Raw genomic sequence first — 21,671 nt, 5'->3', positions numbered from 1 at the left:
GGCAGAAAGAAAGAGGCCCGCTTGCGCGGGCCTCTGGAGCAGCGTTCCTACTTCTTCAGCAGGTCGCGGATTTCCGCGAGCAGCTTCTCTTCGTTGCTCGGACCCGGGGGCGGCGGAGGAGGGGGAGGAACCTCGGCCTTCTTCATCCGGTTGATGCCCTTGACCACCACGAAGATCGCGAACGCCACGATCATGAAGTCGAAGGTCGACTGCACCAGCTTGCCGTAGCTCAGCAGCACCGCAGGCGTTTCACCTTCGGCGGCCTTGAGCGTGATGGCCATGTCGGAAAAATCGACGCCGCCGACGATCAGGCCGAGCAGCGGCATGACGACATCGCCGACCAGCGAGGACACGATCTTGCCGAAGGCCGCGCCGATGATGACGCCGACCGCGAGATCGACGACGTTGCCGCGCATCGCGAACTGCTTGAACTCCTGAACCATGCTCATCTGAAATCTCCAGCGTGCGACCGACGAGGCCGGTTCGACGAATTCTAGCCATCAGTGGAAGGCATCGCGATGCCGGACGCTTCGTGGGAAGGCCGTGTGGTCGCAGCATCGCGACGAGATGACGTGGGCCGGGAGCGAGCGTTCGATCGTGGCCCGGCGTTGCACGTCGTGCCCGATACCGGCGCGGGCTCTACTCGAGGCAGCTGCGCAGACCGGCTGCGAGATTCGGGTAGCGCAGGTTCACGCGCAGATCCGCGTGCATGCGGGTCGTCAGCAGACGCTTGGATTCCTCGAGAAACGAGAGCAGCGCGGGGGTCAGCTGCATGCGTGCCTCGGCCAGCGTGATGCGCGGTGGCTCGGGCATGCCGAGCAGGCGCGCCGATTGCGAAAAGTAGTCCGTCATCGTCGTCGGCTGCCCGTCGGCGACGTTGTAGGCGGCGCCCGCGCATCCCCGATCCATGGCGGCGAGCGCAACGGCGGCGAGATCCTCCGAGTGGATGCGGTTGGTCCACGGGCATTCGGATTCCTGCACCACCGGCAGCTGCCGGCGCAGGCGTTCGATCGGCAGGCGGCCGGGGCCGTAGATGCCGGGCACGCGCAGGACTACGACTTCGCAGCGGGTCTGTCCGCCGAACTCGTCAAGCGCGCGTTCCGCATCGAGCCGCCTCTTGCCGCGCTCCGACTGCGGCTTGAGTGGTTCGTCCTCATCGATCCATCGGCCATCGCAATCGCCGTAGACGCCCGACGTCGAGATGTAGACGAAGCGGCGCGGCAAGCGCGAGCGCAGCGCAGCCAGACCGCGTCGCAGGCGCGGATCGTGCTCCCCCTGCGTGGGCGGCGGTGCGAACCAGAACACGCGATCAGCGGCGGGCAGCGTGAGGGTGGGGGAGTCGAGATCGATCGTCTGCGCGTCGAGTCCCTGGGCGTGCAGCGCGGCGGCGGATTCGGACGAACGTACGAGCCCGGTCACGCGTGCCCCCGATTTCTGGAGCAGACGCGCCACGCGCATCCCGATATCGCCGCACCCGACGATCAGCACCGCTGCGTCACTCATCGAAGCCGCCGCCAAGAAGGATCAGGACTTGCCGCAGTTGTCGGCGACGTCTTTCTTCGCCGCATCAAGCCGCTTCAGGAATTCGTCTTCCGGGACACGCGCGTAGTTGCCGTCGTCCGCCTTGGTGACGAGCCTGCGTGCGGTGCGTTCCTCGAGGAAGCTCACGCGATCGCGCGCCGCGGTGCATTTGCGCACGGACTCTTCGCGGGCAACCTTCTCTTTTTCCCGGGCCTCGTTCTTCGCGCGCCGGTCGGCTTCGGCCTTTTCGATGAACTGCTTTTCCCGGGCACGGACGTCCTCGGCCGAAGGTCCCGCCGGGGTCGCATCGTCTCCCGTGGGCGTCGTCGACGCCGCGCGCTTGCCCTGGATCATGTCGTACTGCTTGCCGGCGCCCGGTGGCGTCTGGCTGAAATGCACCTGGCCCGTCGCGTCGGTCCACCGGTAGACGGTGGCGTCCGCCAGCGCCATCACCGGCAGAAGCAGCAGGGGTGCAAGCCAGAAAGACCGTTTCATGGGGTTCCGCTTACGGTTGCATCAGGGTCGAATCATCATACGCGGGTCATTTTTTGGGCGCGGAATCGCGCGCGCCCGACACCGTGAAATGTTCCGGGTTGAAGGCCATCTCGGCACGCTCGGGGTCGTTCTCGTCGATGCCCTGCAGCAGGTAGCGCGAAGAGGCCAGGTCGTACTGCACTTCCACGGCCGGCATCAACGTGGCGCGGTCGTAGGCCATCAGCGGATGGATTTCCTGGAAACGCCACAGCTTGTCGGTGCGGTCGTACAAGTCGACCATCAGGAGCTGCCAGCTGTCCTCGTCGAAGTAGAACGTGCGGCGCTTGTGACGGTGGAGGGCCTGCGGCTTGAGCTCCGCCTCCACCACCCACACGCGATGCAATTCGTAACGGACCAGCGCGGGATCGAGATGCGCCGGGCGGATGATGCTGCGCAGCGTCTTGCGGCCCGAGTGCAGCGCGTAGCTGTTGTACGGCACCACCATCGGGCGGCGCGCCACGATGCGCCAGGTGTAGCGCTCGGGACTGCCGAAGAACCCGTCGAGCTGGTCTTCGAAACGCAGGTCATCGGACAGCATCATGTTGTTGTCGAAGCCGAACATGCGCGACTTGCGCATGCGCCGGGCGACTTCGCCTTCGCGCGGCTGCTGGCGCCAGGCCGTCAGCGGCACGCCATCGCCGTCGATCGAATCCTTGACCATCATCAGATAGCCCTGCAGGCGCTCGGGCAGCAGGACCACCCACAGCCACTGCTGCGCCACGCCGTCCTCGCCCAGTTCGCCGCGGGCGTACGGAAAGTCGGCATCCTCGCGCAGGGACAGCAGGGTCGCTTCGCCGGAGGGGGTTACCGAGGCCTGGGTGAGGACGCGGCGGTACGCCGGGCCGCGCCAGCGCAGGCGGTGGTTCCACACCACTTCGGCCCCAGCCGTCGGCATCGGGAAGGGGACGGCGATCCGCGCCTCGCGAACCGCGTTGCCGCCCGGAGACAGGGTGGCCTTGATCGCGTTCTGGTAGGCGGCGTCGTAGACGGCGCCGGGATTGGCGAACGTGCGGCGCGAGGGGTACAGATTCATCTGAAACGTCTTGCGATTGGCTTCGAGCAGCGCGATGTGGCCGGCCGACAGGTAGTCGCGCCATTCCTCGCGCGTACCTGTGGTGATCGTCACGTAGGGTTTGTCCTCGGGGTGAGGATCGCAATACCGCCCGCCGGCGACGTAGCAGGGCGGGGGCGCGGTCATGCCTCCACGCCACTCCGGGATGGTCCCGTCCTCGTCGCCCGCGCGCTCGGCGCCCATCGGCGTCAGCCGGTTGCGCAGTTGCTGGGCGTCCTCTTCGGTCACCTTCGCAATCGACACCATCGGCACGCAAGCCAGTACCAGGCCCCACAGCAGTCGCCTCACCCTCATCTCTTCAACCCACCGTCGTTGTGCGTTTTGACCACCAGAACGCGGAATTTATCAGGGGACCAGCCAGGGACGCGGATCGACGGCGTTGGTTCCCTCCCGAATCTCGAAGTAGACACCACTCTGTTCATGCCCGCCGGTGGCGCCGGCCGACGCGATGCGCGTGCCGGCGTTGACCACTTCGCCCACCTCGACTTCGGTGTCATCGAGGTGCCCGTACAGCGACAGGTACTGTCCCGGGTGGTCGAGGATCACCATCAGGCCGTAGCGCTGCATGCGCCCGACGTAGACCACGCGGCCGTCGGCGACGGCGCGAACCGGGGCACCGCTGCTGGCCTGGATCCACCAGCCGCTCCAGGTCAGCGGTCCGCCGCCCTTGAGCGCGCCGAACCTGGCCAGCAGCGGACCCTTGAGCGGCCAGGGCAGCCGGCCCTTCTGCGACTTGAACGGCGTGCCGCGCTCGAACTTCATCGGCGAGTCCTTCAGCGCCCGCCGCAGATCGTCGAGCAGCTTCTGCACGCGGCCCTGTTCGGCGCGCGCCTGGGCCAGTTCGGCGGCGCGGTCGGTACCCCGTTTGGCCAGCTGGCCCAATTTTCCGCGTCGCTCTTCCTGGGCGGTCTTCAAGGCCGCCAGCGCCTCGCGCGACTCGGCGCTTCGCGCGGCCAGCGCTTCGCGCTCCTGCGCCAGCGTCGTCTCGGCGATCTTGAGCTGCTCGATGGTGGCCTGCAGGTCGGCCAGGCGCTTCTGCAGCGCACGGGCGACCGCGCTGGAGTCGGCGTCCAGCCGATCGAGCGCGGCCAGCTGGTCGAGTCGGAAGATCAGTTGCATCCGCCCGGGACTGCCGGCCATGTAGTGGGCCCTGAGCGCACGGGCGAGATCCTCGCGGCGCTGGCCGACCTGGGCTTCGGCGGCGGCGCGCGCGCGCTGCGCGCTTTCGACCTCCCGGGTCTGGGCGGCGACCTCGGACTCCGCCTTGCGCACACGGCGGGCAGCGGCGGTCAGGTCCTCTTCGGCGGATTCGATCTCTCTTTGCAGCGAATCCTGGCTGCGGCGGTCGGTGGCCATCGCCCGGTCGAGTTCGGCGATGCGCTCCCGAAGCTGCTTGAGTTCGGTTTCGCGTCGTGCCTCGTCCGAGGCCGCCTGCGCGGGCGGCACGACGTTTGCAAGTCCCAGCAGCGCTACCAGCAGCAGCGTTTGGAGCGCCCGGGGACGCGATGCGATAATCGGCATACGCGATGGTGTCACGCCCGGCGCACCCTCCGCAGCTTCCCTGGTTCTTGCAGTTCGTGTCCGGTGCCCCGATTCGCGAATCGTTCCCCCCTCATGCAGCAGTTCATCGACTTCTTCGGCAATCATCTGGCGTTGTTCGCCGCGTTCGGCACCGTGCTGCTCGCGATCGTCGCCAACGAGGTGCACGGCAATGTCACCGGCGGCAAGCGTGTGGGGCCGCTCGAGGCGGTGCGGATGATCAACGACCGTGAACCCGTGATCGTCGACCTTCGAGCGATGGCGGATTTCAAGAAGGGCCACCTGCTCAACGCCATCAACATTCCGGCGGCCAAGATCGAGGAGCGCGCGACCGAGTTCAAGGACAAGGCCCGTCCGATCCTGCTGTATTGCGCGCTGGGCGGCTCCAGCGTCGAGGCGGCGGGCAAATTGCGCAAGCTCGGTTTCTCCGAGGCTTATCCCATCCGCGGCGGTCTCAACGGATGGATGCAGAGCAACCTGCCGGTGACGGCCAAATAACGGACACCCCATGCACGCCGTACGCGTCTACAGCTCCCTCATGTGCCCCTACTGCGTCATGGCCAAGCGCCTGCTCGACGACAAGGGTGTGCGCTACGAGGATCTGCGTGTGGACCGGGATCCCGGACTGCGTGAGGAGATGATGCGGATCACCGGCCGGCGTACCGTTCCGCAGATCTTCGTGGGCGAGACGCACGTCGGCGGGTTCGACGATCTTTCGGCTCTGGATCGCGCTGGCAAGCTGGACCCGCTGCTCCAGGGCGGCTGATCGGGGACCGAGGGCGCGTTATCCTTGCGCCCCCGCCGGGTACCCCGGCGGATCCTCACCCCAGACGAGAACAAGATTATGGCCGAACAAGGCCCCGCTTCCGGCACCGCCGATCCCGCCGGCCAGGCGCCGACCCGCCAGGTGATGCTGCAGAAGATCTACGTCAAGGACGCCTCGATCGAGGTGCCCGGCGCGCCGCTGATCTTCTCGAGCACCGCGCAACCGCAGATCGACGTCAACGTTTCCACGCAGACGAGCAAGCTCGAAGGCGATCACTTCCACATCGTGATCACGATTACGGTGACGGCGAAGCACGGGGACGAAACAGTCTTTCTCGTCGAGGTCCAGCAGGGCGGCGTTTTCCTGGTGAGCGGCTTTGCCAACAACGCCGAACGCGGCGCGATTCTCGGCGGCTATTGCCCCAGCCTGCTGTTCCCGTTCGCCCGCGAGGCGGTGGCGGACTTCGTGCAGAAGGCGGGCTTCCCGCAGCTCCTGCTGCAGCCGATCAACTTCGAGGCGATGTATCTGGAGCATCTGGCCCGCCAGCGCGCCGAAGCCGAAGGCAATCGGGCGGTCGCGGATCCGAACGCGGCACCCGCACACTGAGTCCAGCGCCATGATCGGCCTGGGGGTGCTCGGTGCGGGTTCCTACGGTACGGCCATGGCGATCCAGCTGGCGCGCAGGGGAACACCCACGCGCCTGTGGGGCCGCAACGAAGCCGAGCTGGCGGCGATGCAGCAGGCCCGCGTCAACGCGCGCTATCTGCCCGGCTGCCACTTTCCGATTTCGCTGACGGCGACGTCCGATCTCGAGGCAACGGTGCAGGGCGCGGCACACGTGCTGATCGTCGTGCCCAGCCACGCGTTGCGCGAGACGCTTGAGCGCATCGCCCCGCTGCTGGGTCCCGAGCAGGGCCTGGCCTGTGCCTGCAAGGGGCTCGAGCCGGGCAGCGGGCGGCTGGTGCACGAAGTCGTCGCCCACGTTCTGGGCGAGGCACGGCCACTGGCCGTGATTTCGGGGCCGACGTTCGCCAAGGAAATGGGCCTGGGATTACCGACCGCCGTGACGGTCGCCTCGCTCAACGAGTCCTTCGCAGACCTGATCGCGCAGTCGCTGCACGGCGATGGTTTTCGCGCCTACACCTCGGACGATGTCGTCGGCGTCGAGATCGGCGGATCGGCGAAGAACGTCATGGCGATCGCCGTGGGCATCGCCGACGGCATGAGCCTGGGGGCGAATACGCGCGCCGCGCTGATCACCCGTGGCTTGGCCGAGACGATGCGGCTAGGAGAGGCGCTGGGCGCGAAGCCGGAGACGCTGATGGGTCTGGCCGGCATGGGGGACTTGGTGCTGACCTGCACCGACAACCAGTCGCGCAATCGGCGCATGGGTCTGTTGCTGGCACAGGGCAAGACCGTGCCGCAGGCGATCGAGGAGATTCAGCAGGTCGTCGAGGGCGTGAAGGCGGCGCCCGAAGTGCTGCGCCTGGCGCGCAGCGTCGGCGTGGACATGCCGATCACCGAGCAGGTCGTGCGGCTGATCGCCGGCGAAATCACGCCGGTGCAGGCGGTGAAGAACCTCGCGACGCGTCCGTCGAAGGCCGAGACGGAGTAGTTCGCTTCAGCCCGGTCGTGGCGCGGTCGGCTCGCCGATCGGCAGATCGGGAATCACGGTGTTGCGATCACCGATCGGCAGGCCATCGGCGTCGAGCAGTTCCCACACGTGGCCGATCAACTCCAGCCGCTGTGCGGGGCTGAGCGATTCGAGCTGGTCGAGCAAGGTCTTTTCGAGCATGGCCAAAGGCTAGCGCCGCGGGTGCGATGCTCCCAGCGTGCGAACGCACGACACAGGCGTCGAGAAAAGGGCTCACGTAGCCCGGACGAAGTCCGGGATTTCTCTCGATGAAGAGGAAAAACCTTCCGGACTTCGTCCGGGCTACGGTTCGATCCGTTGCGTCCGATCAGACCGACGGAACCAGTGGCGCGGCCAGCAACACCGGACCGCTCGGTCCGTTTTCGGCCTGCGATCCGCCTGCCTGTTCGAGACTCACGGCGACGCGGCCGCTGGCCTTCACGCGCAGATGCAACGGCAACAGCACCTGCCATGCGCCTTCGCGCGGCAGCAGGCCAAGCGACGTGACCGAGCCGTCGTCCGCCATCCACCACAGCTCGTAATCCTCGTCTTCCTTGAGCTTCGCGGGTTCGCTGGCGATCACGCGCAGCGCGCGCGAGTCGGGCAGTACGCTGACGGTCCACTGGCCGTCTTCGTTCGGCAGCTTCAGCGCCGCGACGTAGGCCTGGGCCTGAACGAGTCGCTCGACCACCTGCGGACGATCCGGCAGCAAAGGCGCGCGCGCCGGCTGTTCGCGCACCAGCATGACCGCCAGGACCACGGTTGCCGCAGTGGCAAGGCCAGCCCACAGGCGCCAGAACATCAGGCTGCGCTGCTGACGCTTGGCGACGATCGGGATCACGTTGCCCGCCGTCTGGTAGATGCGCTGCTCGATCTCCGTCCACACCAGCTCGCGAGGCGGAACGGGTTCGAAAATGCCGAGGTCGCCGAAGCGTTCTTCCCAGTACCGGACTTCCTCCAGCAGCGTGGGGTCCTCCGCCATCAGCCGTTTGAAGCGCTTGCGTGCGGCGCCGATCAGCGTGCCTGCCACGTACTCGGAGGCAAGGGCTTGTCGCAGCTTGGTCGATCGGTAGTTCATGTCATCGATCCAGCGCTTCGCGCAGTCGCGCCAGACCGCGGCGCACCCAGCTCTTGACGGTACCCAGCGGCGCGTTCATCCGCGTCGCGAGCTCCTGATGCGTATACCCCTCGTAGTAAGCGAGCAACACGGCCTGGCGCTGCTCGGTCGGCAATTCCCTCAGGCATTCGCGCATGCGTGCGATGCCCTGCGTTTCGCTGGCACGCGCCAGCGGATCCTGTCCCTCGTCCTGCAGCGTCAGCGGCGGCAGCGAGGCGCCCTCTTCGTCGTTGTCCGGCAGTTCGACTTCAGGACGCTTCACGCGGAGAAGATCCAGCGCTCGATAGCGCGCCACGCTGAGCAACCAGGTGAGCGGAGCACCTTTGTCCGCTTCGTAGGTTTCGGCCTTCTGCCATATCTTGATGAAGCAGTCCTGGAGCGCTTCTTCCGCCCAGTCCCGTCGTTGAAGCATACGGATCAGCAAACCGTACAGATGCGAACTCGTGGCGCGATAGAGCTCCGAGAACGCGCGCTGATCTCCGCGCGCGGTTGCGTGCAGCAGGCTCCTCAGGTGCTCTGCGTCGGCCATCAGGCTCGTTCTTGGAATAGTGACGGGATGATAGCGGCCCGGGCGCGTTCGCAGTGCGTCGACGCGTCCGGGACGGCGATGTCATCGTTCGAGCGGCTGCACCAGCAGCGCGCGCAGCGACTGGTGACCAGGTACGCGAAATCCCGGCAAACCGATGCACATGTCGCGTGGCGGTTCGCGCGACTGGGCCGAGTAGCTGGCCAGCAGGCGATCCCACCCACTCAGCACGTTGCCGAAGTTGGAGTTCATCTCGTCGGCATGTACCGAGTGATGCGTGCGGTGCATGTCCGGCGTGATCACCAGCGCGCGCAGGATGCGTTCGAGGCGTGGCGGGAGGCGAACGTTGGCGTGCGTGAGCAGCGTGAACAGCGCGAGGCTGATCTCGAACGTCAGCACGGCGACCCACGGCGCGCCGACCAGCAGGATCGCCCCGAGCTTGAAGAGCTGTGACAGCAGGACTTCGCCCGGATGGAAACGCAGACCGGTGGTCACATCGAACTCGACATCGCTGTGATGAACGCGGTGCAGCGGCCACAGCCAGGGAATCTCGTGAAGCGCGCGATGCTGCGCGTACATCGCCAGATCCAGCAGCAGCCATGCGAGTACAGCCTCGACCCACGGCGGCGCGTCGACGTGATGGAACAGTCCAAAACCCGCGTGCTGCGCCCACAGCGCGCCGCCGAGCAGACTCAGCTGCAGCAGCATCGTGATGACCAGACCGATCGCGACCAGCGACAGGTTGGACGGCCAGCGCAGCAGACGCTGCGGATCGCTCAGGCGCAGCGGCCGCCACTGTTCCAGCATGCTGACCAACACCAGCAGGCCGAAGAACAGGGCGGGACGCAGCAGCTCGATGAGCGCGGGATGGGTGTCCATAACGTTATGATTTGCGCCGAATCACTGACGAGCAATCCCTTGAAAGCGCCAAGCCCTGCGCGATTTCCGCTGACCCGCCCCCGCCGCCTGCGCCAATCCGCCGCGATTCGCGCCCTGGTGCGTGAAACGAGCCTGTCTGCAGGACACCTGATCCAGCCGCTGTTCGTCGCCGAAGGCGCGGAAAAGGGCGCGGTCGCGTCCATGCCGGGGGTCGTCCGCTTCGATCTCGAGGAGCTGGTGCGCGAATGCACCGCGCTGCAGGCGCTGGGCGTGGGCTGCGTGGCGCTGTTTCCGGTGATTCCGCAGGCGCTCAAGAACGATCGTGGTGACGAGGCGCTGAATCCGGAAGGCCTGGTGGCGCGCGCCATCAAGGCCGTGAAGCAGGCCTGTCCGCAACTCACGGTGATGGTCGACGTGGCGCTCGATCCGTTCACGACGCATGGACACGACGGCGTGCTAGGCGCGGATGGCGATGTCGACAATGACGGCACCGTCGAGATGCTGCGCAAGCAGGCGCTGGTCAACGCGCGCGCCGGCGCCGACATCGTCTCGCCCAGCGACATGATGGACGGCCGCATCGGCCAGATCCGCGACGTGCTCGAGCGCGACGGCCAGAAGAACACGCTGATCCTGTCGTACGCGGCCAAGTACGCGTCGAGCTTCTACGGGCCGTTCCGCGACGCCGTGGGTTCGGCGCGAAACCTCGGCAAGGCGGACAAGCGCACGTACCAGATGGATCCGGCGAACACCGACGAGGCGCTGCGCGAGGTTGCGCTCGACATCGCCGAGGGCGCGGACATCGTCATGGTCAAACCCGGCATGCCCTATCTCGACATCGTGCGCCGCGTGAAGGACACGTTCGGCGTGCCGGTGGCGGCGTATCAGGTCAGCGGCGAGTACGCGATGCTGCGGGCCGCCATCGCCAACGGCTGGCTCGACGAGCGTGGCGCATTGATGGAGGCCTTGCTGTGCTTCCGTCGCGCAGGTGCCGACATGATCCTCAGCTACTACGCCAAGCAGGCCGCGACCTGGCTGGCCGAATAAGACCACCGTCTCTCGAACGCGCATTCCGCCATGGATAGGTACGCCGTCATCGGCCAACCCATTTCGCATTCCAAGTCGCCCTCGATCCATGCGTTGTTCGCGCAACAGACGGGGCAGGATCTGGGTTACGAGGCCATCGAAGTCGCACCCGCATCGCTTGCTGCCGAGCTGCAGCGGCTGCATGGCGAAGGTCTGCGCGGATCCAACGTCACGCTGCCGCACAAGCAGGCGGTGGCCAAGCTCTGCGAATCGGTGTCGGATCGCGCGCAGCTCGCCGGTGCGGTCAACACGCTGGTGCGCACGGACAGCGGGTGGACCGGCGACAACACGGATGGCGAGGGCTTCGTCACCGATCTTGCGCGGCTCGGCATCACGCTGACCGGCCGGCGCGTGCTGGTGCTCGGCGCGGGCGGCGCCACGCGCGGCATCCTGGCGCCCATCCTCGAGGCCAGGCCGGCCCAGCTGGTCGTCTCCAACCGCAATCCCTGGAAGCCCGAAGAACTGGCCGAGCTGTTCAAGCCGGTCGGCGTGGTCACGCCGCGTACGCATCTGGCGCTGAAAGGCGATCGCTACGACGTCGTCATCAATGCCACATCCGCCGGACACACGGGCGGCCTGCCACTGTTACCGGGCCGCCTGATCGCCGACGGCGGCGACTGCTACGACCTGAGCTACGGCGACGCGAGCGTGCCGTTCCGCCAGTGGGCGCGCTCTCAGGGCGCCTCCCACATCGAAGATGGGCTGGGCATGCTGGTGGAACAGGCAGCCAGCAGTTTCGCGATCTGGCGCGGCGTGCGTCCCGAAACGGCGCCGGTGCTCAAGGAGCTTCGCCGTCTGATGCGCGGTCACGGAGAGTGCGAAGCAGTCGGCACGCACCAGCCGGTGCGCCGTTCCCACGTCGAGTTGCCGCCGCAGGACTGAGCCGGGAGTTTCAAGGCGTGCCAGTGGCACGCCTTGCCCGGCGGAGGCCCGGGGCCGGCCCCCGGGCATGCGAAGCGCAGCCTATTCGCGCTCTGCGAGCTGTTGCTCTTCGACTTGCTTGATATCGGGCGTCAGGAACTGGCCGGCGATGATGCCGATCTCGTAGAGCACGTAGGTAGGCACCGCGAGCAGGAACTGCGACACGATGTCGGGCGGTGTCATCACCGCCGCCACGACGAAGCACCCCACCAGCACGTAGCCGCGATTCTCGCGAAGCTGCTTGGGCGTCACGAAACCCGTGTGAATCAGCAGCACGATCGCCACCGGCGTTTCGAACGCGAGGCCAAAGGCGAGGAAGATCGCCAAAACGAAGTTCAGGTACTTGTTGATGTCCGTCATCACCGCGACGCCCTCGGGCGCCACGCTGATCAGGAACTTGAACACCGTCGGCAGCACCAGGAAATACGCCATCGCCATGCCGGCGTAGAACAGCACGGTGCTGGAGAACAGCAGCGGTGTGACGAGGCGTCGTTCGGACTTGTAGAGGCCCGGCGCGACGAACGCCCACAACTGGAACAGCGTCCACGGCATCGACACCGCGACGGCGAGGATCATCGACAGCTTCAGCGGGGCGAAGAACGGAGAGGCGACCTCGGTGGCGATCATCGAAGTGCCGGGCGGCATCAGCTTCATCAGCGGCTCGGCGACGATCGCGTAGATCTGCTTGGAGAAGTACGCCAGCGGCGCGAAGGCGATGCCCACGCCGTACATCATCTTGAGGACGCGATCGCGCAGTTCCAGCAGATGCGCCATCAGCGGCTGCTCGGGAACCGTCGACTCCTGTTCGGCTTCGCTCACGGGGTGTGGTTCGGGTCTCGCGGGGGCGGCAGCGCGTTCGGATCGCGGTTCACGCTCTCACCGATGCCACGCGCCTCGCGCTGGACGTCGGCGCTGGCCTGGGACAGTTCGCGTTTGGCCTCTTCGAGCTGGCGCTTGATGTCCATGACCTGCGTCTCGCGCTCGAGCTCGCTCGACAGGTTCTTCATGTAGCCGCGCGCCTGGCCCGCCCAGCGGCCGATCGTGCGCGCGATCTTGGGCATCTTCTCGGGCCCGAGCACGACCAGCGCGACCATGAAGCACAAGGCCAGCTCACCAAAACTGATGTCGAACACGGGATTCGCCCCGGCGGCCTGGAAATCAGACCTTGTTCGATTCGCGCTGCTGTTCTTCTTCGGCGACCTTGGCTTCGGCCGCGATCTGATCGGGCGTCTTGGCGGCTTCCGCCTCGCCGTCCTTCATGGCGCCCTTGAAGTTCTTGATCGACGCACCGAGGTCGCCGCCGAGATTGCGCAACTTCTTGGTGCCGAACACGAGCACCACGATGGCGAGCACAACGAGCCAGTGCCAAATGCTGAAACTACCCATGACGGGTCTCCTTTCCGGGTGCGGATTGCTCCGCGGTTTTACCTACTTGACGCGGACGGCCTTCTCTTCAAGCCCGGAACGACCTGCGCGACGTTGTAATTCTACGGCCAGATCGGCTGGTTGGATGCCTTCCCGGGCCATCAGCACGAACAGGTGGTACAGCAGGTCCACTGTTTCGTAGACAAGTTCCGACCGCGATCCGTTCTTGGCGGCGATCAATGTTTCTGCCGATTCCTCGCCGATCTTCTTGAGGATCGTGTCCAGCCCCTTCTCATACAGGCTTGCCGCGTAGGACTTGGCCGGGTCCGCCGTCTTGCGTTCCAGCAGCGTGGCGTAGAGTTCGTCCAGCGCCGCGCCCAGATCCTTGGATTCGCTCATGATGGCGCGCTCAGATGACGAACGCGGGAAGGGCCTGCTCGCGCACGCGTACGCCGCGCTCGGCCATGAACCGCTTGGCCTCGCCCACCGTGTAGGTGCCCTGGTGGAAGATGCTGGCCGCGAGCACCGCGTCCGCATGTCCGTCCTGCAGGCCCTGCACGAGGTGATCGAGGCTGCCGACGCCGCCCGAGGCGATGACCGGAACCGGCACCGAATCGCCGATCGCGCGCAGCAGTTCCAGGTCGTAGCCTTCCTTGGTGCCGTCGCGATCCATGCTGGTGACGAGCAATTCACCCGCGCCCTTCCTGACCATGAGCTGCGCCCAGCCGATGGCCTCGATCCCGGTGGTCTTGCGACCGCCATGGGTGAAGATCTCCCAGCGCGGCGGCTCTTTCTTCTTGTTGACGCGCTTGGCGTCGATGGCCACGACGATGCACTGCACGCCGTAGCGGCTCGCGGCCTCGGTGACGAAGTCCGGGTTGTGCACCGCGGCGGTGTTGATCGAAACCTTGTCGGCCCCGGCCTTGAGCAGGGCTCGCACGTCGGCGCTGGTGCGCACGCCGCCACCGACGGTCAGCGGGATGTAGATCTCGCGCGCGACGGCTTCGACGGTCTGGAACAACGTCGGGCGGTCGTCGCTGCTGGCGGTGATGTCGAGAAAGACCAGCTCGTCCGCGCCCTGGCGGTCATAGCGGCGCGCCACTTCGACCGGATCACCCGCGTCGCGGATCTCCTCGAACTTGACGCCCTTGACCACGCGGCCGCGGTCGATGTCGAGACAGGGAATGACGCGCTTGGCCAGCATGGGGAGAGTTCGGGAAAGGTGGTGACCGGCTCAGCGAGCCGCCGCCAGACAATCCTTGAACGAGAGCCCGCCTTCGTACAGCGCCCGGCCGATGATCGCGCCGGTGACTCCGTCGGATTCGATTTCCTTGAGGACGCGGATGTCTTCCAGCGACGACACTCCGCCGCTCGCGATCACCGGCGTGTTCACGGCCTTGGCGAGCTTCTGCGTCGAGGCGGAATTGAAGCCGTTCATCATGCCGTCGCGGCCGATGTCGGTGTAGATGATCGCCTCGACGCCGTCGCGTTCGCAGTGCTGCGCCATCTCGACCACATCGTGGTGCGTCACCTTGGCCCAGCCGTTGAGGGCGACGCGGCCATCCTTGGCATCCAGGCCCACGATGATGTGGCGCGGGTACTCGATGCACAGGTCGCGCAGGAAGTGGGGCGTATTCACCGCCTTCGTGCCGATGATCACGTATGCCACACCGGCATTGAGGTAGCGCTGCACGGTTTCCTCGTCGCGTACGCCACCGCCGACCTGGACGGGAATCTTCACCGCTTCGGCGATCTGCTCGACGACCTTGATATTGACCGGCTGGCCCTTGATGGCGCCGTCGAGGTCGACGACATGCAGGCGCTCGGCGCCTTCGTCGGCCCAGCGCTTGGCGACGGTCACCGGGTCATCGGAATAGACCGTGACGTCATCCATACGGCCCTGGCGCAGGCGCACACACTGGCCATTCTTGAGATCGATTGCGGGGATCAACAACATGCGAGCGGGGCCGGCCAGAAGGGTTCGCGAAGGAGAGGGCGCGGTGCGCGCAGAAGCAGATTTATAGGGATTCCCCGATGCGCCGGACTGTGCCTCAAGTGGCGGCAGCGAGGCAATAGGGAGGGGGTTCGCCTGGCGGCGTTTAAACCGTCCCGTCCCAGTGGGCGAAGTTGGACAGCAGGCGCAGGCCCGCTCCCTGGCTCTTCTCGGGGTGGAATTGGAAGGCCACGAGGTTGTCGCGCGCGATCGCACAGGTGAAATCGTGCACGTACTCGGACGTGCCGATGGTGTGTTCCGGCTGCTTGGGCCGCGCGTGGTAGCTGTGCACGAAATAGAACCAGCTGTCGTCCGGCACGCCGTCCCAGACCGGGTGCGGGCGCACCTGGCGCACGCGGTTCCAGCCCATGTGCGGAACCTTGAGCCGTTCTCCGGTGCCCTCTTTCGGCGGATCCGGGAAACGCACGACCTCGCCAGGGAACAGCCCCAGCGCCGGAACGCCGCCGTTTTCCTCCGAGAATTCGAGCATCACCTGCATGCCCAGGCAGACGCCGAGCATCGGCACCTTCTGCGAGGCCTCGATGACGAGATCGTTGAGTTCCAGCCGGCGCAACTCGTTCATGCAGCCCAGCACGCCGCCCACGCCGGGCAGGACCAGCTTGTCGCAGCGGATCAGTTTTTCGGGATCGAAGGAGATCTCGATGCGATCGGAACCCGCGACCCGCTCCAGCGATTTGCCGAGCGAGTGCAGGTTGCCCATCCCGTAGTCGATGACGCCAATGACGGCCATGGGCTATCCGCTCAGAGCGAGCCCTTGGTCGAGGGCATCACGTCGCCCATGCGCGGATCCGGCGTGCAGGCCACGCGCAGCGCGCGGCCGAAAGCCTTGAACACGGTTTCCGCGATGTGATGCGCGTTGCGTCCGCGCAGGGCGTCGATGTGCATCGTCGCCTTGGCGTGGTTGATGAAACCCTGGAAGAACTCGCGGAACAGGTCGACATCGAAGTCGCCGATGCGGGCGCGCGGGAATTCCACGAACCATTCGAGGCCCGGGCGGCCGGACAGGTCGATCACGACGCGCGACAGGGCCTCGTCGAGCGGCACGTAGGCGTGGCCGTAGCGGGTGACGCCCTTCTTGTCGCCGATGGCCTGGTCGAAGGCCTGGCCGAGCGTGATCCCGATGTCCTCTACGGTGTGGTGCGCGTCGATGTGCAGGTCACCGTTGGCCTGGACCGTGAGATCGATGAGCCCGTGCCGTGCGACCTGGTCCAGCATGTGGTCCAGGAACGGCAGGCCGGTGGCCAGTTGCGCGACGCCGGTGCCGTCGAGATTGATCTCGACGCGGATGGTCGTCTCTTTGGTCTGACGCGAGACGCTGGCGGTGCGGGCTGGCATTACGGCTGGCGGGTGTTGCGGGGGCGCAAGGATACCCCCGGCGGGTCCGCTTTTGAACCGACATTCAATTCCCGGCCTGCCGATTTTTCAGAACCTTGCCCGCTTCGCGGGTGTGCCGGCGCGCCGTTTGCGCGCAAACCGGGGCGCGACCGCGTCATGTCTCGATCCAGAATGTCACCGGGCCGTCGTTGATCAGGCTCACCTGCATGTCGGCGCCGAACCGGCCCTGGGCCACGTCCGGATGCACCGCGCGGGCGCATCGGACCAAGTGGTCGAACAGCGCCGTCGCCCGTTCCGGCGCGGCGGCGGTCGAGAAGCCGGCCCGCGTGCCCCGGCGGGTATCGGCGGCCAGTGTGAACTGGGGGACGAGCAGCAGGCCGCCCGCGATGTCACGTGTCGACAGATTCATGCGTCCGGTGTCGTCGGGGAATACGCGATAGCCCAGCAGGCGCTCGAGCAGGCGTTCGGCGCGCGCCTCGTCGTCGTCGGCCTGCACGCCGATCAGCACCAGCAGGCCGCGATCGATCGCGCCGATGCTCTGACCTGCGACGTGTACTTCGGCCCGCGTGACGCGCTGCAACAGTCCGATCATCGTGCGAACTTCGTCTCCATGTCGCCAGCATGCAAGTCGCAGCGGATGCGTCAAGCCGACCCGCCGCCTTTCGCTGCGTCGCGCGATGCCCAACAATCACCGGATGCGATCTCTTTTGCGCGGCTTCCTGGTCGCCCTCGGATACCTGCCCCTGGTGGTTGTGCACGGCCTCGCCTCGATGATCGGCGGCCTGCTGTGGGTGCTGCCCAATTCACGCAAGCGCGTTGCGCTGCGGCACCTCGACCTGTGCCTGCCCGAACTTCCGCAAGCGGAACGGCGCGACATCGCGCGCCGTTCGCTGGGTCATTTCCTGAAGGCGGTGCTGGAATCCCCGGCGATCTGGTTCGGTCCGGAGCGCCGCCTGCGCCGCTGGCTGCACGACCCCGTAGCGGCCGCGCGGCTCCGTGAACTGGCGGGCGAGAACGGCACGATCGTGCTGTGTCCCCACATCGGGTCCTGGGAACTGGCCGGCATGTTCTGCGCGTCGGTGGGCCGCATCACCTCGCTGTACAAGCCGCAGAAGGGCGCGATCGACGCGCTGATCGTCGAAGGCCGTTCGCGCCTGGGTGCCAACCTCGTGCCCACCAGCGGCGCGGGTGTGAAGGCTCTGCTGCAGGCGCTGCATGCCGGCGAGATGATCGGCGTGCTGCCGGACCAGGATCCGCCGCGCGGCTCGGGTGTGTTTGCGCCGCTCTTCGGTATTCCGGCGCACACGACCGAACTGGTCAGCAAGCTGGCGGCGCGCACGCACGCCTCGGTCTGCTTCTGCTATGCCGAGCGCCTGAACTGGGGGCGGGGATTCCGCTTCCACGTCAAACCGCTCGGAGGCGGGATCGCCGACATGGCCGAGGGCGCGGCGGCGCTCAACCGCGGCATCGAGTCGGTGCTCACGCACCTTCCGGAGCAGTACTGGTGGAGCTACAAGCGCTTTCGACGACGGCCGGACGGGGAGCGGCGCATCTATCCGCGCCGCTGAGCCGGTTCAGATGGCCGGGAACTTCAGCCCGGACTGTGCCAGCAGCGCCGGGGCGCGTGCGGCGATCGCGCCCCAGAACAGCAGAAGGATGAAACGCTCCGCCTCGCGCTTGATCTCCTGCTGGCGCGCGGGCTGGTCGAGATAGTCCATCGAGAAGAACACCATCTGGCGCACGATCACGCGCGCCACCTCGATCATCTCCTCGGGCGTGACGGCCGGAAGCTTGAGCACACCCAGCAGGTCCTCGGTCATGTCCTTGGCGATGTCTTCGAGCATCTGCTGCATCGCCTTGCGCATCACCGGGCTGGTGCCGTGCAGTTCGCGGATGCCGACGATGTAGGCCTCCCGGTGATCCTTGACGAAGTCGAGGACCAGCCCCACCGATTCGCGCGCCAGCGCCTGCGCCTGGGCCAGGCCTTCGGCGGGATTGCTCAGGTCGGACAGGCGGAATCCCTTCGCCGCCGGGCGCATGCGCCGCTCGCGCAGGCCGGTGCGCAGCTCGGTGCCCAGCTCCTTGAGCATGGCCACGCCCAAGTCGTCGAAATCCTTGAAGTGCCGATAGAAGGTGTTCGGGTTCAGGCCTGCGTGCCGGGCCACCTCGCGCAGCCCCAGAGTCGCGAGGCTGCGGGTGCTGGCGGCCAGCGCCAGCGCCGACTCCATCAGTTTCTGGCGGCCGCTCGTGGGACGCTCCGGAAGCTTCGCTGGGCTCTTCTTTTTTTCGGAATTATCAGCCATGACAGCGACTTGTAAAGTTACCATTGAACAATGGCACATGACGTATTGACGTCGAAGTCTACAGTCGTCTACTGTGCCGGTAGACGAGTGTATACCTTGCGTCGCCCCCGCGACGCGATGCCGCAAGAGGAGATTGCACATGAGCGCCACGAAGTCCGTGAAGTCCGTGAAATCCAACCCGCGCAACGCCAAGTCGGAGTCGGTGATGCCGATCCGTCGCGACCTTCAGTTCCCGCTGCCCGCCGACCGCGTGCAGGACTGGGTCGGCAACGGTGGCGTGCAGTTCACGCACCTGATGAACACGATGTCGCTGGTGATCCCGGTCGGCGAGCGCTTCTTCATCGACGCGGTGCGTCACTACCGTGACCAGATCCAGGATCCCGAGCTGAAGAAGGCCGCCACCGCCTTCATCGGCCAGGAAGCGATGCACGGCCGCGAGCACGACGAATACAACGCGAAGATGTTCGAGCGCCTGCCGTCGGCCGCCGTGTTCGAGAAGCGCGTCAAGACGCTGCTCGATGTGTTCCAGAACAACACGTCGCCCTCGTTTCGGCTGTCCGCCACGATCGCGCTCGAGCATCTGACGGCCATCATGGCCGACGGCCTGCTCAAGGAGCCGGCGCTGGCCCAGAACGCCGAGCCGGGCTATCACGCGCTGTGGAAGTGGCATGCGCTCGAAGAGACCGAGCACAAGGGCGTCGCGTACGACGTGTGGGAAGCCACGCAAGGCCGCGGTGTGAAGGCCTACACGATCCGTGCGTTCGGCTTGGTGTTCGCCACGGCGATCTTCTGGGGCATGGTGCTGCCGCACTACGCCAACTTCGTGCGCCAGGAAGGCAAGCTCACCGACGTGAAGGGCTGGAAGTCGATGTGGCGGATGGCTTTCGGCGAAATCGGCTTCCTGCGCAAGATGGCGCGTCCCTGGTTCTCGTATTTTCGTCCCGACTTCCACCCCTGGGACGAGGACAACAGCCACTACCTGGCCGGTATCGAGGGCTTCAGCGCCCCGTACGCGCGCCGCCAGGCGTCGCTGTCCGCGGCCGCGTAAAGCGGGACCCGCGCAGGTCCTGCACACGCCCCGCGCCGCATGGCCGGCGCGGGGCGTTCTTCCATCGGGTCAACGAAAGGAGACGTCGTGGCCAAGCAGAAACTCACCTCGAATGCCGGGGCCGTCGTCACGGGTGCCGGCAGCGGCATCGGCCGCGCCTTCGCCCTGGAACTCGCGCGCCGCGGCGGACGCGTCGTGTGCTCGGACATCAACCTCGCCTCGGCGCGGGAGACCGTCGCGCTGATCGAGGCCGACGGCGGAGCGGCAACGGCCGTGCAGACCGACGTCTCCGATCTCGCGCAGGTCGAGGCGCTGGCTATCGAGGCCGAGCGCTGGCTCGAGTCCCCGATCGACGTCGTGATCAACAACGCCGGCGTCGGCGCCGGTGGTTCGCGCGTGGGCGACACCACGATGGACGACTGGAAGTGGGTGCTGGGCGTCAATCTCTGGGGCGTCATCCACGGCTGCCACGTGTTCACGCCCAGGCTGCGCGCGCAGCGGCGCGGCGGAATCATCAACGTGGGTTCCACCGCGAGCTTCGCGGCGGCGCCGACGATGGGTCCGTACAACGTCAGCAAGTCCGCCGTGCTGGCGCTGACCGAGACGATGGCCGCGGAATTCCAGGGCAGCGGCCTGCACATCACGGCGCTGTGCCCGACATTCGTGAAGACCAACATCGTGCGCGACGGCCGTATCGCCGGCAGCGCCACCGGCTTCGCGGACAAGATCATGAAGTGGACCGGCATCGAAGCCGAGGGCGTCGCGAGGCTCACGCTCGATGCGCTCGACCGCAACCAGCTCTACGTCCTGCCGCAGCTCGACGCCCGCACGATCTGGCGCATGAAGCGGCTCGCGCCGTCGCTGTACGCGCGTGGCGCCGGCGTGCTGAACCGGCTGCTCGCCGCCAAAAGCTAAAACAATTAAACGCAGAGGCGCAGAGGTCGCAAAGAACCTCTGTCGAGCGCTTTCCTTTGCGACCTTTGCGTTGAACGCTTCCGAGGAGAACTCCAATGCAACTCGACCTGACGAAGATGCTGGCCAAGATCAAGGACAGCCAGTGGGCACTCGCGGACATCGACTGGGATGCGCCCGGGCGCGAGCTGGTCACCGAGAACGCCGAGCTGTATCCCAAGCTCAAGGCCTTCATGGCCGATCTGATGTGGATCGAGCATGTCGGCGCACGCGGTTTCGCCGCGATGGCCAAGAAGGCGCCGACCGAGGAACTGCGCGAGATCTACCGCTACTTCCACGCCGAAGAGCAGAAGCACGCCAACGCCGAGATGGCGCTGATGAAGCGCTGGGGCATGCTCGACGACGCCGACACGCTGCCTGAGCCCAACATCAACATCCGGCTGGTCGTCGAGTGGCTCGACACGTATTCCGACCAGATGCCGCTGTCGGTGCTCGGCTCGGTGATCCCGATGCTGGAGATCACGCTCGACGGCGCGCTGTGCAAGTTCCTGCTCGACACGGTCGATGATCCGGTCTGCCACGCGGCGTTCGAGAAGATCAACGCGGATGAGGCGCGCCACCTGGGCGTGGACTTCCACGTGCTGGAGATGCTCGGGCACGGGCCGTTGTATCGGCAGGGGCTGGAGTTCGTCGCGAAGTTGCTCGATCCGCGCCTGATGATCGGCATCGCGTCCTACCTGCCGCTGCTCAACAAGATGCGCGACAACCTGGTGAAGCTGGGGCTCAAGGAAGAGAAGCTCTACGAGGCGATCCGCAAGTACGAGCGTGTCGGTGGCACGCCGGGCGGGCGCCGCAACCCGTGGTTCCAGCTCATTTCCCGACAGGGGCGCTGGGTGATCGACCGCGCCAACTGGGCTTATCACGTGCCGGTGGATGCGCTGGTCAAGCTCACGGCGCGGATTCCGGCGAGCGCGTTGCCGGCGGTGCCGACGTGGGTCAAGCAATTGACCTGGAAACCGGCGGCCTGAGGCCGTCGTAGCCCGGACGAAGTCCGGGATTCCCCTTTCCCCGAGCGACAACCCCGGACTTCGTCCGGGCTACGG

At 66.4% G+C, this 21,671-nt stretch carries 29 protein-coding genes; 10 read left to right on the top strand and 19 right to left on the bottom strand.

Going from position 1 to position 21,671, the window contains the following annotated elements; all coding sequences use genetic code 11:
- Positions 1 to 47: 47 nt before the first annotated feature.
- The 5 genes from mscL to DFR24_RS11905 form a co-directional block, all read right to left on the bottom strand.
- Positions 48 to 449 carry a large-conductance mechanosensitive channel protein MscL gene (gene mscL / locus DFR24_RS11925; protein WP_133881647.1) on the bottom strand — a complete coding sequence of 134 codons (402 nt, stop codon included), beginning with the start codon at positions 447 to 449 and terminating at the stop codon, positions 48 to 50.
- Positions 450 to 639: 190 nt separating this feature from the next.
- The gene (locus DFR24_RS11920) at positions 640 to 1,503 is read right to left on the bottom strand and encodes an SDR family oxidoreductase (RefSeq protein WP_133881646.1); all 864 of its coding nucleotides are present in this window, start codon (positions 1,501 to 1,503) and stop codon (positions 640 to 642) included.
- Between the two features lie 21 nt (positions 1,504 to 1,524).
- Positions 1,525 to 2,016, bottom strand: coding sequence for a DUF4124 domain-containing protein (locus DFR24_RS11915; protein WP_133881645.1), 492 nt, complete (start codon positions 2,014 to 2,016; stop codon positions 1,525 to 1,527).
- 46 nt (positions 2,017 to 2,062) lie between these two features.
- On the bottom strand, positions 2,063 to 3,415 hold the full coding sequence (locus DFR24_RS11910; protein WP_162851176.1) for a DUF1329 domain-containing protein: 1,353 nt from the start codon (positions 3,413 to 3,415) through the stop codon (positions 2,063 to 2,065).
- Positions 3,416 to 3,472: 57 nt separating this feature from the next.
- Positions 3,473 to 4,663, bottom strand: coding sequence for a murein hydrolase activator EnvC family protein (locus DFR24_RS11905; RefSeq protein WP_133881643.1), 1,191 nt, complete (start codon positions 4,661 to 4,663; stop codon positions 3,473 to 3,475).
- Positions 4,664 to 4,741: 78 nt separating this feature from the next.
- Here DFR24_RS11905 and DFR24_RS11900 point away from each other — a divergent pair, with 78 nt between their 5' ends.
- From DFR24_RS11900 to DFR24_RS11885, 4 genes are all read left to right on the top strand, one after another.
- Positions 4,742 to 5,164: a rhodanese-like domain-containing protein gene (locus tag DFR24_RS11900; RefSeq protein WP_133881642.1), complete on the top strand. Its 423-nt coding sequence runs from the start codon at positions 4,742 to 4,744 to the stop codon at positions 5,162 to 5,164.
- Positions 5,165 to 5,174: 10 nt separating this feature from the next.
- Positions 5,175 to 5,432: a glutaredoxin 3 gene (gene grxC, locus DFR24_RS11895; protein WP_133881641.1), complete on the top strand. Its 258-nt coding sequence runs from the start codon at positions 5,175 to 5,177 to the stop codon at positions 5,430 to 5,432.
- Between the two features lie 78 nt (positions 5,433 to 5,510).
- Positions 5,511 to 6,038 carry a protein-export chaperone SecB gene (secB, locus tag DFR24_RS11890; RefSeq protein WP_133881640.1) on the top strand — a complete coding sequence of 176 codons (528 nt, stop codon included), beginning with the start codon at positions 5,511 to 5,513 and terminating at the stop codon, positions 6,036 to 6,038.
- A gap of 10 nt (positions 6,039 to 6,048) precedes the next feature.
- Complete coding sequence (locus DFR24_RS11885) at positions 6,049 to 7,047, top strand: NAD(P)H-dependent glycerol-3-phosphate dehydrogenase (RefSeq protein WP_133881639.1); 999 nt, start codon at positions 6,049 to 6,051, stop codon at positions 7,045 to 7,047.
- 6 nt (positions 7,048 to 7,053) lie between these two features.
- On the opposite strand, the gene DFR24_RS11880 is transcribed toward DFR24_RS11885, so the two are convergent.
- The 4 genes from DFR24_RS11880 to DFR24_RS11865 all read right to left on the bottom strand — a co-directional run bounded on the left by DFR24_RS11880 (position 7,054) and on the right by DFR24_RS11865 (position 9,587).
- A complete protein-coding gene (locus DFR24_RS11880) occupies positions 7,054 to 7,233 on the bottom strand; it encodes a hypothetical protein (protein WP_133881638.1) in 180 nt (59 codons plus the stop codon).
- A 160-nt stretch (positions 7,234 to 7,393) separates the two neighbouring features.
- Positions 7,394 to 8,143, bottom strand: coding sequence for an anti-sigma factor (locus tag DFR24_RS11875; protein WP_133881637.1), 750 nt, complete (start codon positions 8,141 to 8,143; stop codon positions 7,394 to 7,396).
- A gap of 1 nt (position 8,144) precedes the next feature.
- Positions 8,145 to 8,711 carry a sigma-70 family RNA polymerase sigma factor gene (locus DFR24_RS11870; protein ID WP_133881636.1) on the bottom strand — a complete coding sequence of 189 codons (567 nt, stop codon included), beginning with the start codon at positions 8,709 to 8,711 and terminating at the stop codon, positions 8,145 to 8,147.
- 81 nt (positions 8,712 to 8,792) lie between these two features.
- A complete protein-coding gene (locus tag DFR24_RS11865) occupies positions 8,793 to 9,587 on the bottom strand; it encodes a sterol desaturase family protein (protein ID WP_133881635.1) in 795 nt (264 codons plus the stop codon).
- 39 nt (positions 9,588 to 9,626) lie between these two features.
- On the opposite strand from DFR24_RS11865, the gene hemB reads away from it, so the two are divergent.
- Together hemB and aroE are read left to right on the top strand one after the other, a co-directional pair.
- Complete coding sequence (gene hemB / locus DFR24_RS11860) at positions 9,627 to 10,631, top strand: porphobilinogen synthase (protein WP_246051635.1); 1,005 nt, start codon at positions 9,627 to 9,629, stop codon at positions 10,629 to 10,631.
- 30 nt (positions 10,632 to 10,661) lie between these two features.
- Positions 10,662 to 11,552, top strand: a complete 891-nt coding sequence (gene aroE, locus DFR24_RS11855; RefSeq protein WP_133881633.1) for a shikimate dehydrogenase — start codon at positions 10,662 to 10,664, stop codon at positions 11,550 to 11,552.
- Between the two features lie 81 nt (positions 11,553 to 11,633).
- Here the strand turns inward: aroE and tatC are convergent, their stop codons facing one another.
- From tatC to dtd, 9 genes are all read right to left on the bottom strand, one after another.
- Positions 11,634 to 12,365, bottom strand: coding sequence for a twin-arginine translocase subunit TatC (gene tatC / locus DFR24_RS11850; RefSeq protein ID WP_133882518.1), 732 nt, complete (start codon positions 12,363 to 12,365; stop codon positions 11,634 to 11,636).
- A gap of 41 nt (positions 12,366 to 12,406) precedes the next feature.
- A complete protein-coding gene (gene tatB, locus DFR24_RS11845) occupies positions 12,407 to 12,724 on the bottom strand; it encodes a Sec-independent protein translocase protein TatB (protein ID WP_133881632.1) in 318 nt (105 codons plus the stop codon).
- A gap of 25 nt (positions 12,725 to 12,749) precedes the next feature.
- Positions 12,750 to 12,977, bottom strand: coding sequence for a Sec-independent protein translocase subunit TatA (gene tatA, locus DFR24_RS11840; RefSeq protein WP_133881631.1), 228 nt, complete (start codon positions 12,975 to 12,977; stop codon positions 12,750 to 12,752).
- A gap of 42 nt (positions 12,978 to 13,019) precedes the next feature.
- On the bottom strand, positions 13,020 to 13,355 hold the full coding sequence (locus DFR24_RS11835; RefSeq protein WP_133881630.1) for a phosphoribosyl-ATP diphosphatase: 336 nt from the start codon (positions 13,353 to 13,355) through the stop codon (positions 13,020 to 13,022).
- Positions 13,356 to 13,365: 10 nt separating this feature from the next.
- On the bottom strand, positions 13,366 to 14,160 hold the full coding sequence (gene hisF, locus DFR24_RS11830) for an imidazole glycerol phosphate synthase subunit HisF (RefSeq protein WP_133881629.1): 795 nt from the start codon (positions 14,158 to 14,160) through the stop codon (positions 13,366 to 13,368).
- Between the two features lie 30 nt (positions 14,161 to 14,190).
- Positions 14,191 to 14,913, bottom strand: a complete 723-nt coding sequence (hisA, locus tag DFR24_RS11825; protein ID WP_133881628.1) for a 1-(5-phosphoribosyl)-5-[(5-phosphoribosylamino)methylideneamino]imidazole-4-carboxamide isomerase — start codon at positions 14,911 to 14,913, stop codon at positions 14,191 to 14,193.
- Positions 14,914 to 15,055: 142 nt separating this feature from the next.
- Positions 15,056 to 15,700 (bottom strand): imidazole glycerol phosphate synthase subunit HisH, encoded by a 645-nt coding sequence (gene hisH, locus DFR24_RS11820; protein WP_133881627.1) that lies wholly within the window; start codon positions 15,698 to 15,700, stop codon positions 15,056 to 15,058.
- Positions 15,701 to 15,711: 11 nt separating this feature from the next.
- Positions 15,712 to 16,305: an imidazoleglycerol-phosphate dehydratase HisB gene (gene hisB / locus DFR24_RS11815; RefSeq protein ID WP_133881626.1), complete on the bottom strand. Its 594-nt coding sequence runs from the start codon at positions 16,303 to 16,305 to the stop codon at positions 15,712 to 15,714.
- A gap of 154 nt (positions 16,306 to 16,459) precedes the next feature.
- The gene (gene dtd / locus DFR24_RS11810; protein ID WP_133881625.1) at positions 16,460 to 16,897 is read right to left on the bottom strand and encodes a D-aminoacyl-tRNA deacylase; all 438 of its coding nucleotides are present in this window, start codon (positions 16,895 to 16,897) and stop codon (positions 16,460 to 16,462) included.
- Positions 16,898 to 17,000: 103 nt separating this feature from the next.
- On the opposite strand from dtd, the gene DFR24_RS11805 reads away from it, so the two are divergent.
- The gene (locus DFR24_RS11805) at positions 17,001 to 17,873 is read left to right on the top strand and encodes a lysophospholipid acyltransferase family protein (RefSeq protein WP_133881624.1); all 873 of its coding nucleotides are present in this window, start codon (positions 17,001 to 17,003) and stop codon (positions 17,871 to 17,873) included.
- A 6-nt stretch (positions 17,874 to 17,879) separates the two neighbouring features.
- Here DFR24_RS11805 and DFR24_RS11800 read toward each other — a convergent pair whose 3' ends face one another.
- On the bottom strand, positions 17,880 to 18,608 hold the full coding sequence (locus tag DFR24_RS11800; RefSeq protein ID WP_162851175.1) for a TetR family transcriptional regulator: 729 nt from the start codon (positions 18,606 to 18,608) through the stop codon (positions 17,880 to 17,882).
- Between the two features lie 139 nt (positions 18,609 to 18,747).
- Between DFR24_RS11800 and DFR24_RS11795 the strand changes: the two genes are divergently transcribed.
- The 3 genes from DFR24_RS11795 (at position 18,748) to DFR24_RS11785 (ending at position 21,596) form a co-directional block, all read left to right on the top strand.
- The gene (locus DFR24_RS11795) at positions 18,748 to 19,656 is read left to right on the top strand and encodes a metal-dependent hydrolase (protein ID WP_210772417.1); all 909 of its coding nucleotides are present in this window, start codon (positions 18,748 to 18,750) and stop codon (positions 19,654 to 19,656) included.
- 87 nt (positions 19,657 to 19,743) lie between these two features.
- Positions 19,744 to 20,571 carry an SDR family NAD(P)-dependent oxidoreductase gene (locus tag DFR24_RS11790; RefSeq protein WP_210772416.1) on the top strand — a complete coding sequence of 276 codons (828 nt, stop codon included), beginning with the start codon at positions 19,744 to 19,746 and terminating at the stop codon, positions 20,569 to 20,571.
- Between the two features lie 95 nt (positions 20,572 to 20,666).
- Positions 20,667 to 21,596 (top strand): ferritin family protein, encoded by a 930-nt coding sequence (locus DFR24_RS11785; protein ID WP_133881621.1) that lies wholly within the window; start codon positions 20,667 to 20,669, stop codon positions 21,594 to 21,596.
- Positions 21,597 to 21,671: the final 75 nt, after the last annotated feature.

The sequence above is a fragment of the Panacagrimonas perspica genome, assembly GCF_004364935.1.
GTDB lineage: Bacteria > Pseudomonadota > Gammaproteobacteria > Nevskiales > Nevskiaceae > Panacagrimonas > Panacagrimonas perspica.
Note: the sequence above shows the minus strand (reverse complement) of the source record. Positions and strands in the feature narration are given on the sequence as shown.

Coding starts and splice junctions, on each gene's coding strand:
- mscL (WP_133881647.1), bottom strand. CDS start 449: ATGAGCATGGTTCAGGAGTTCAAGCAGTTCGCGATGCGCGGCAACGTC.
- DFR24_RS11920 (WP_133881646.1), bottom strand. CDS start 1,503: ATGAGTGACGCAGCGGTGCTGATCGTCGGGTGCGGCGATATCGGGATG.
- DFR24_RS11915 (WP_133881645.1), bottom strand. CDS start 2,016: ATGAAACGGTCTTTCTGGCTTGCACCCCTGCTGCTTCTGCCGGTGATG.
- DFR24_RS11900 (WP_133881642.1), top strand. CDS start 4,742: ATGCAGCAGTTCATCGACTTCTTCGGCAATCATCTGGCGTTGTTCGCC.
- grxC (WP_133881641.1), top strand. CDS start 5,175: ATGCACGCCGTACGCGTCTACAGCTCCCTCATGTGCCCCTACTGCGTC.
- secB (WP_133881640.1), top strand. CDS start 5,511: ATGGCCGAACAAGGCCCCGCTTCCGGCACCGCCGATCCCGCCGGCCAG.
- DFR24_RS11885 (WP_133881639.1), top strand. CDS start 6,049: ATGATCGGCCTGGGGGTGCTCGGTGCGGGTTCCTACGGTACGGCCATG.
- DFR24_RS11875 (WP_133881637.1), bottom strand. CDS start 8,143: ATGAACTACCGATCGACCAAGCTGCGACAAGCCCTTGCCTCCGAGTAC.
- DFR24_RS11870 (WP_133881636.1), bottom strand. CDS start 8,711: ATGGCCGACGCAGAGCACCTGAGGAGCCTGCTGCACGCAACCGCGCGC.
- DFR24_RS11865 (WP_133881635.1), bottom strand. CDS start 9,587: ATGGACACCCATCCCGCGCTCATCGAGCTGCTGCGTCCCGCCCTGTTC.
- aroE (WP_133881633.1), top strand. CDS start 10,662: ATGGATAGGTACGCCGTCATCGGCCAACCCATTTCGCATTCCAAGTCG.
- tatC (WP_133882518.1), bottom strand. CDS start 12,365: ATGGCGCATCTGCTGGAACTGCGCGATCGCGTCCTCAAGATGATGTAC.
- tatA (WP_133881631.1), bottom strand. CDS start 12,977: ATGGGTAGTTTCAGCATTTGGCACTGGCTCGTTGTGCTCGCCATCGTG.
- DFR24_RS11835 (WP_133881630.1), bottom strand. CDS start 13,355: ATGAGCGAATCCAAGGATCTGGGCGCGGCGCTGGACGAACTCTACGCC.
- hisF (WP_133881629.1), bottom strand. CDS start 14,160: ATGCTGGCCAAGCGCGTCATTCCCTGTCTCGACATCGACCGCGGCCGC.
- hisA (WP_133881628.1), bottom strand. CDS start 14,913: ATGTTGTTGATCCCCGCAATCGATCTCAAGAATGGCCAGTGTGTGCGC.
- hisH (WP_133881627.1), bottom strand. CDS start 15,700: ATGGCCGTCATTGGCGTCATCGACTACGGGATGGGCAACCTGCACTCG.
- hisB (WP_133881626.1), bottom strand. CDS start 16,305: ATGCCAGCCCGCACCGCCAGCGTCTCGCGTCAGACCAAAGAGACGACC.
- dtd (WP_133881625.1), bottom strand. CDS start 16,897: ATGATCGGACTGTTGCAGCGCGTCACGCGGGCCGAAGTACACGTCGCA.
- DFR24_RS11805 (WP_133881624.1), top strand. CDS start 17,001: ATGCGATCTCTTTTGCGCGGCTTCCTGGTCGCCCTCGGATACCTGCCC.
- DFR24_RS11800 (WP_162851175.1), bottom strand. CDS start 18,608: ATGGCTGATAATTCCGAAAAAAAGAAGAGCCCAGCGAAGCTTCCGGAG.
- DFR24_RS11795 (WP_210772417.1), top strand. CDS start 18,748: ATGAGCGCCACGAAGTCCGTGAAGTCCGTGAAATCCAACCCGCGCAAC.
- DFR24_RS11785 (WP_133881621.1), top strand. CDS start 20,667: ATGCAACTCGACCTGACGAAGATGCTGGCCAAGATCAAGGACAGCCAG.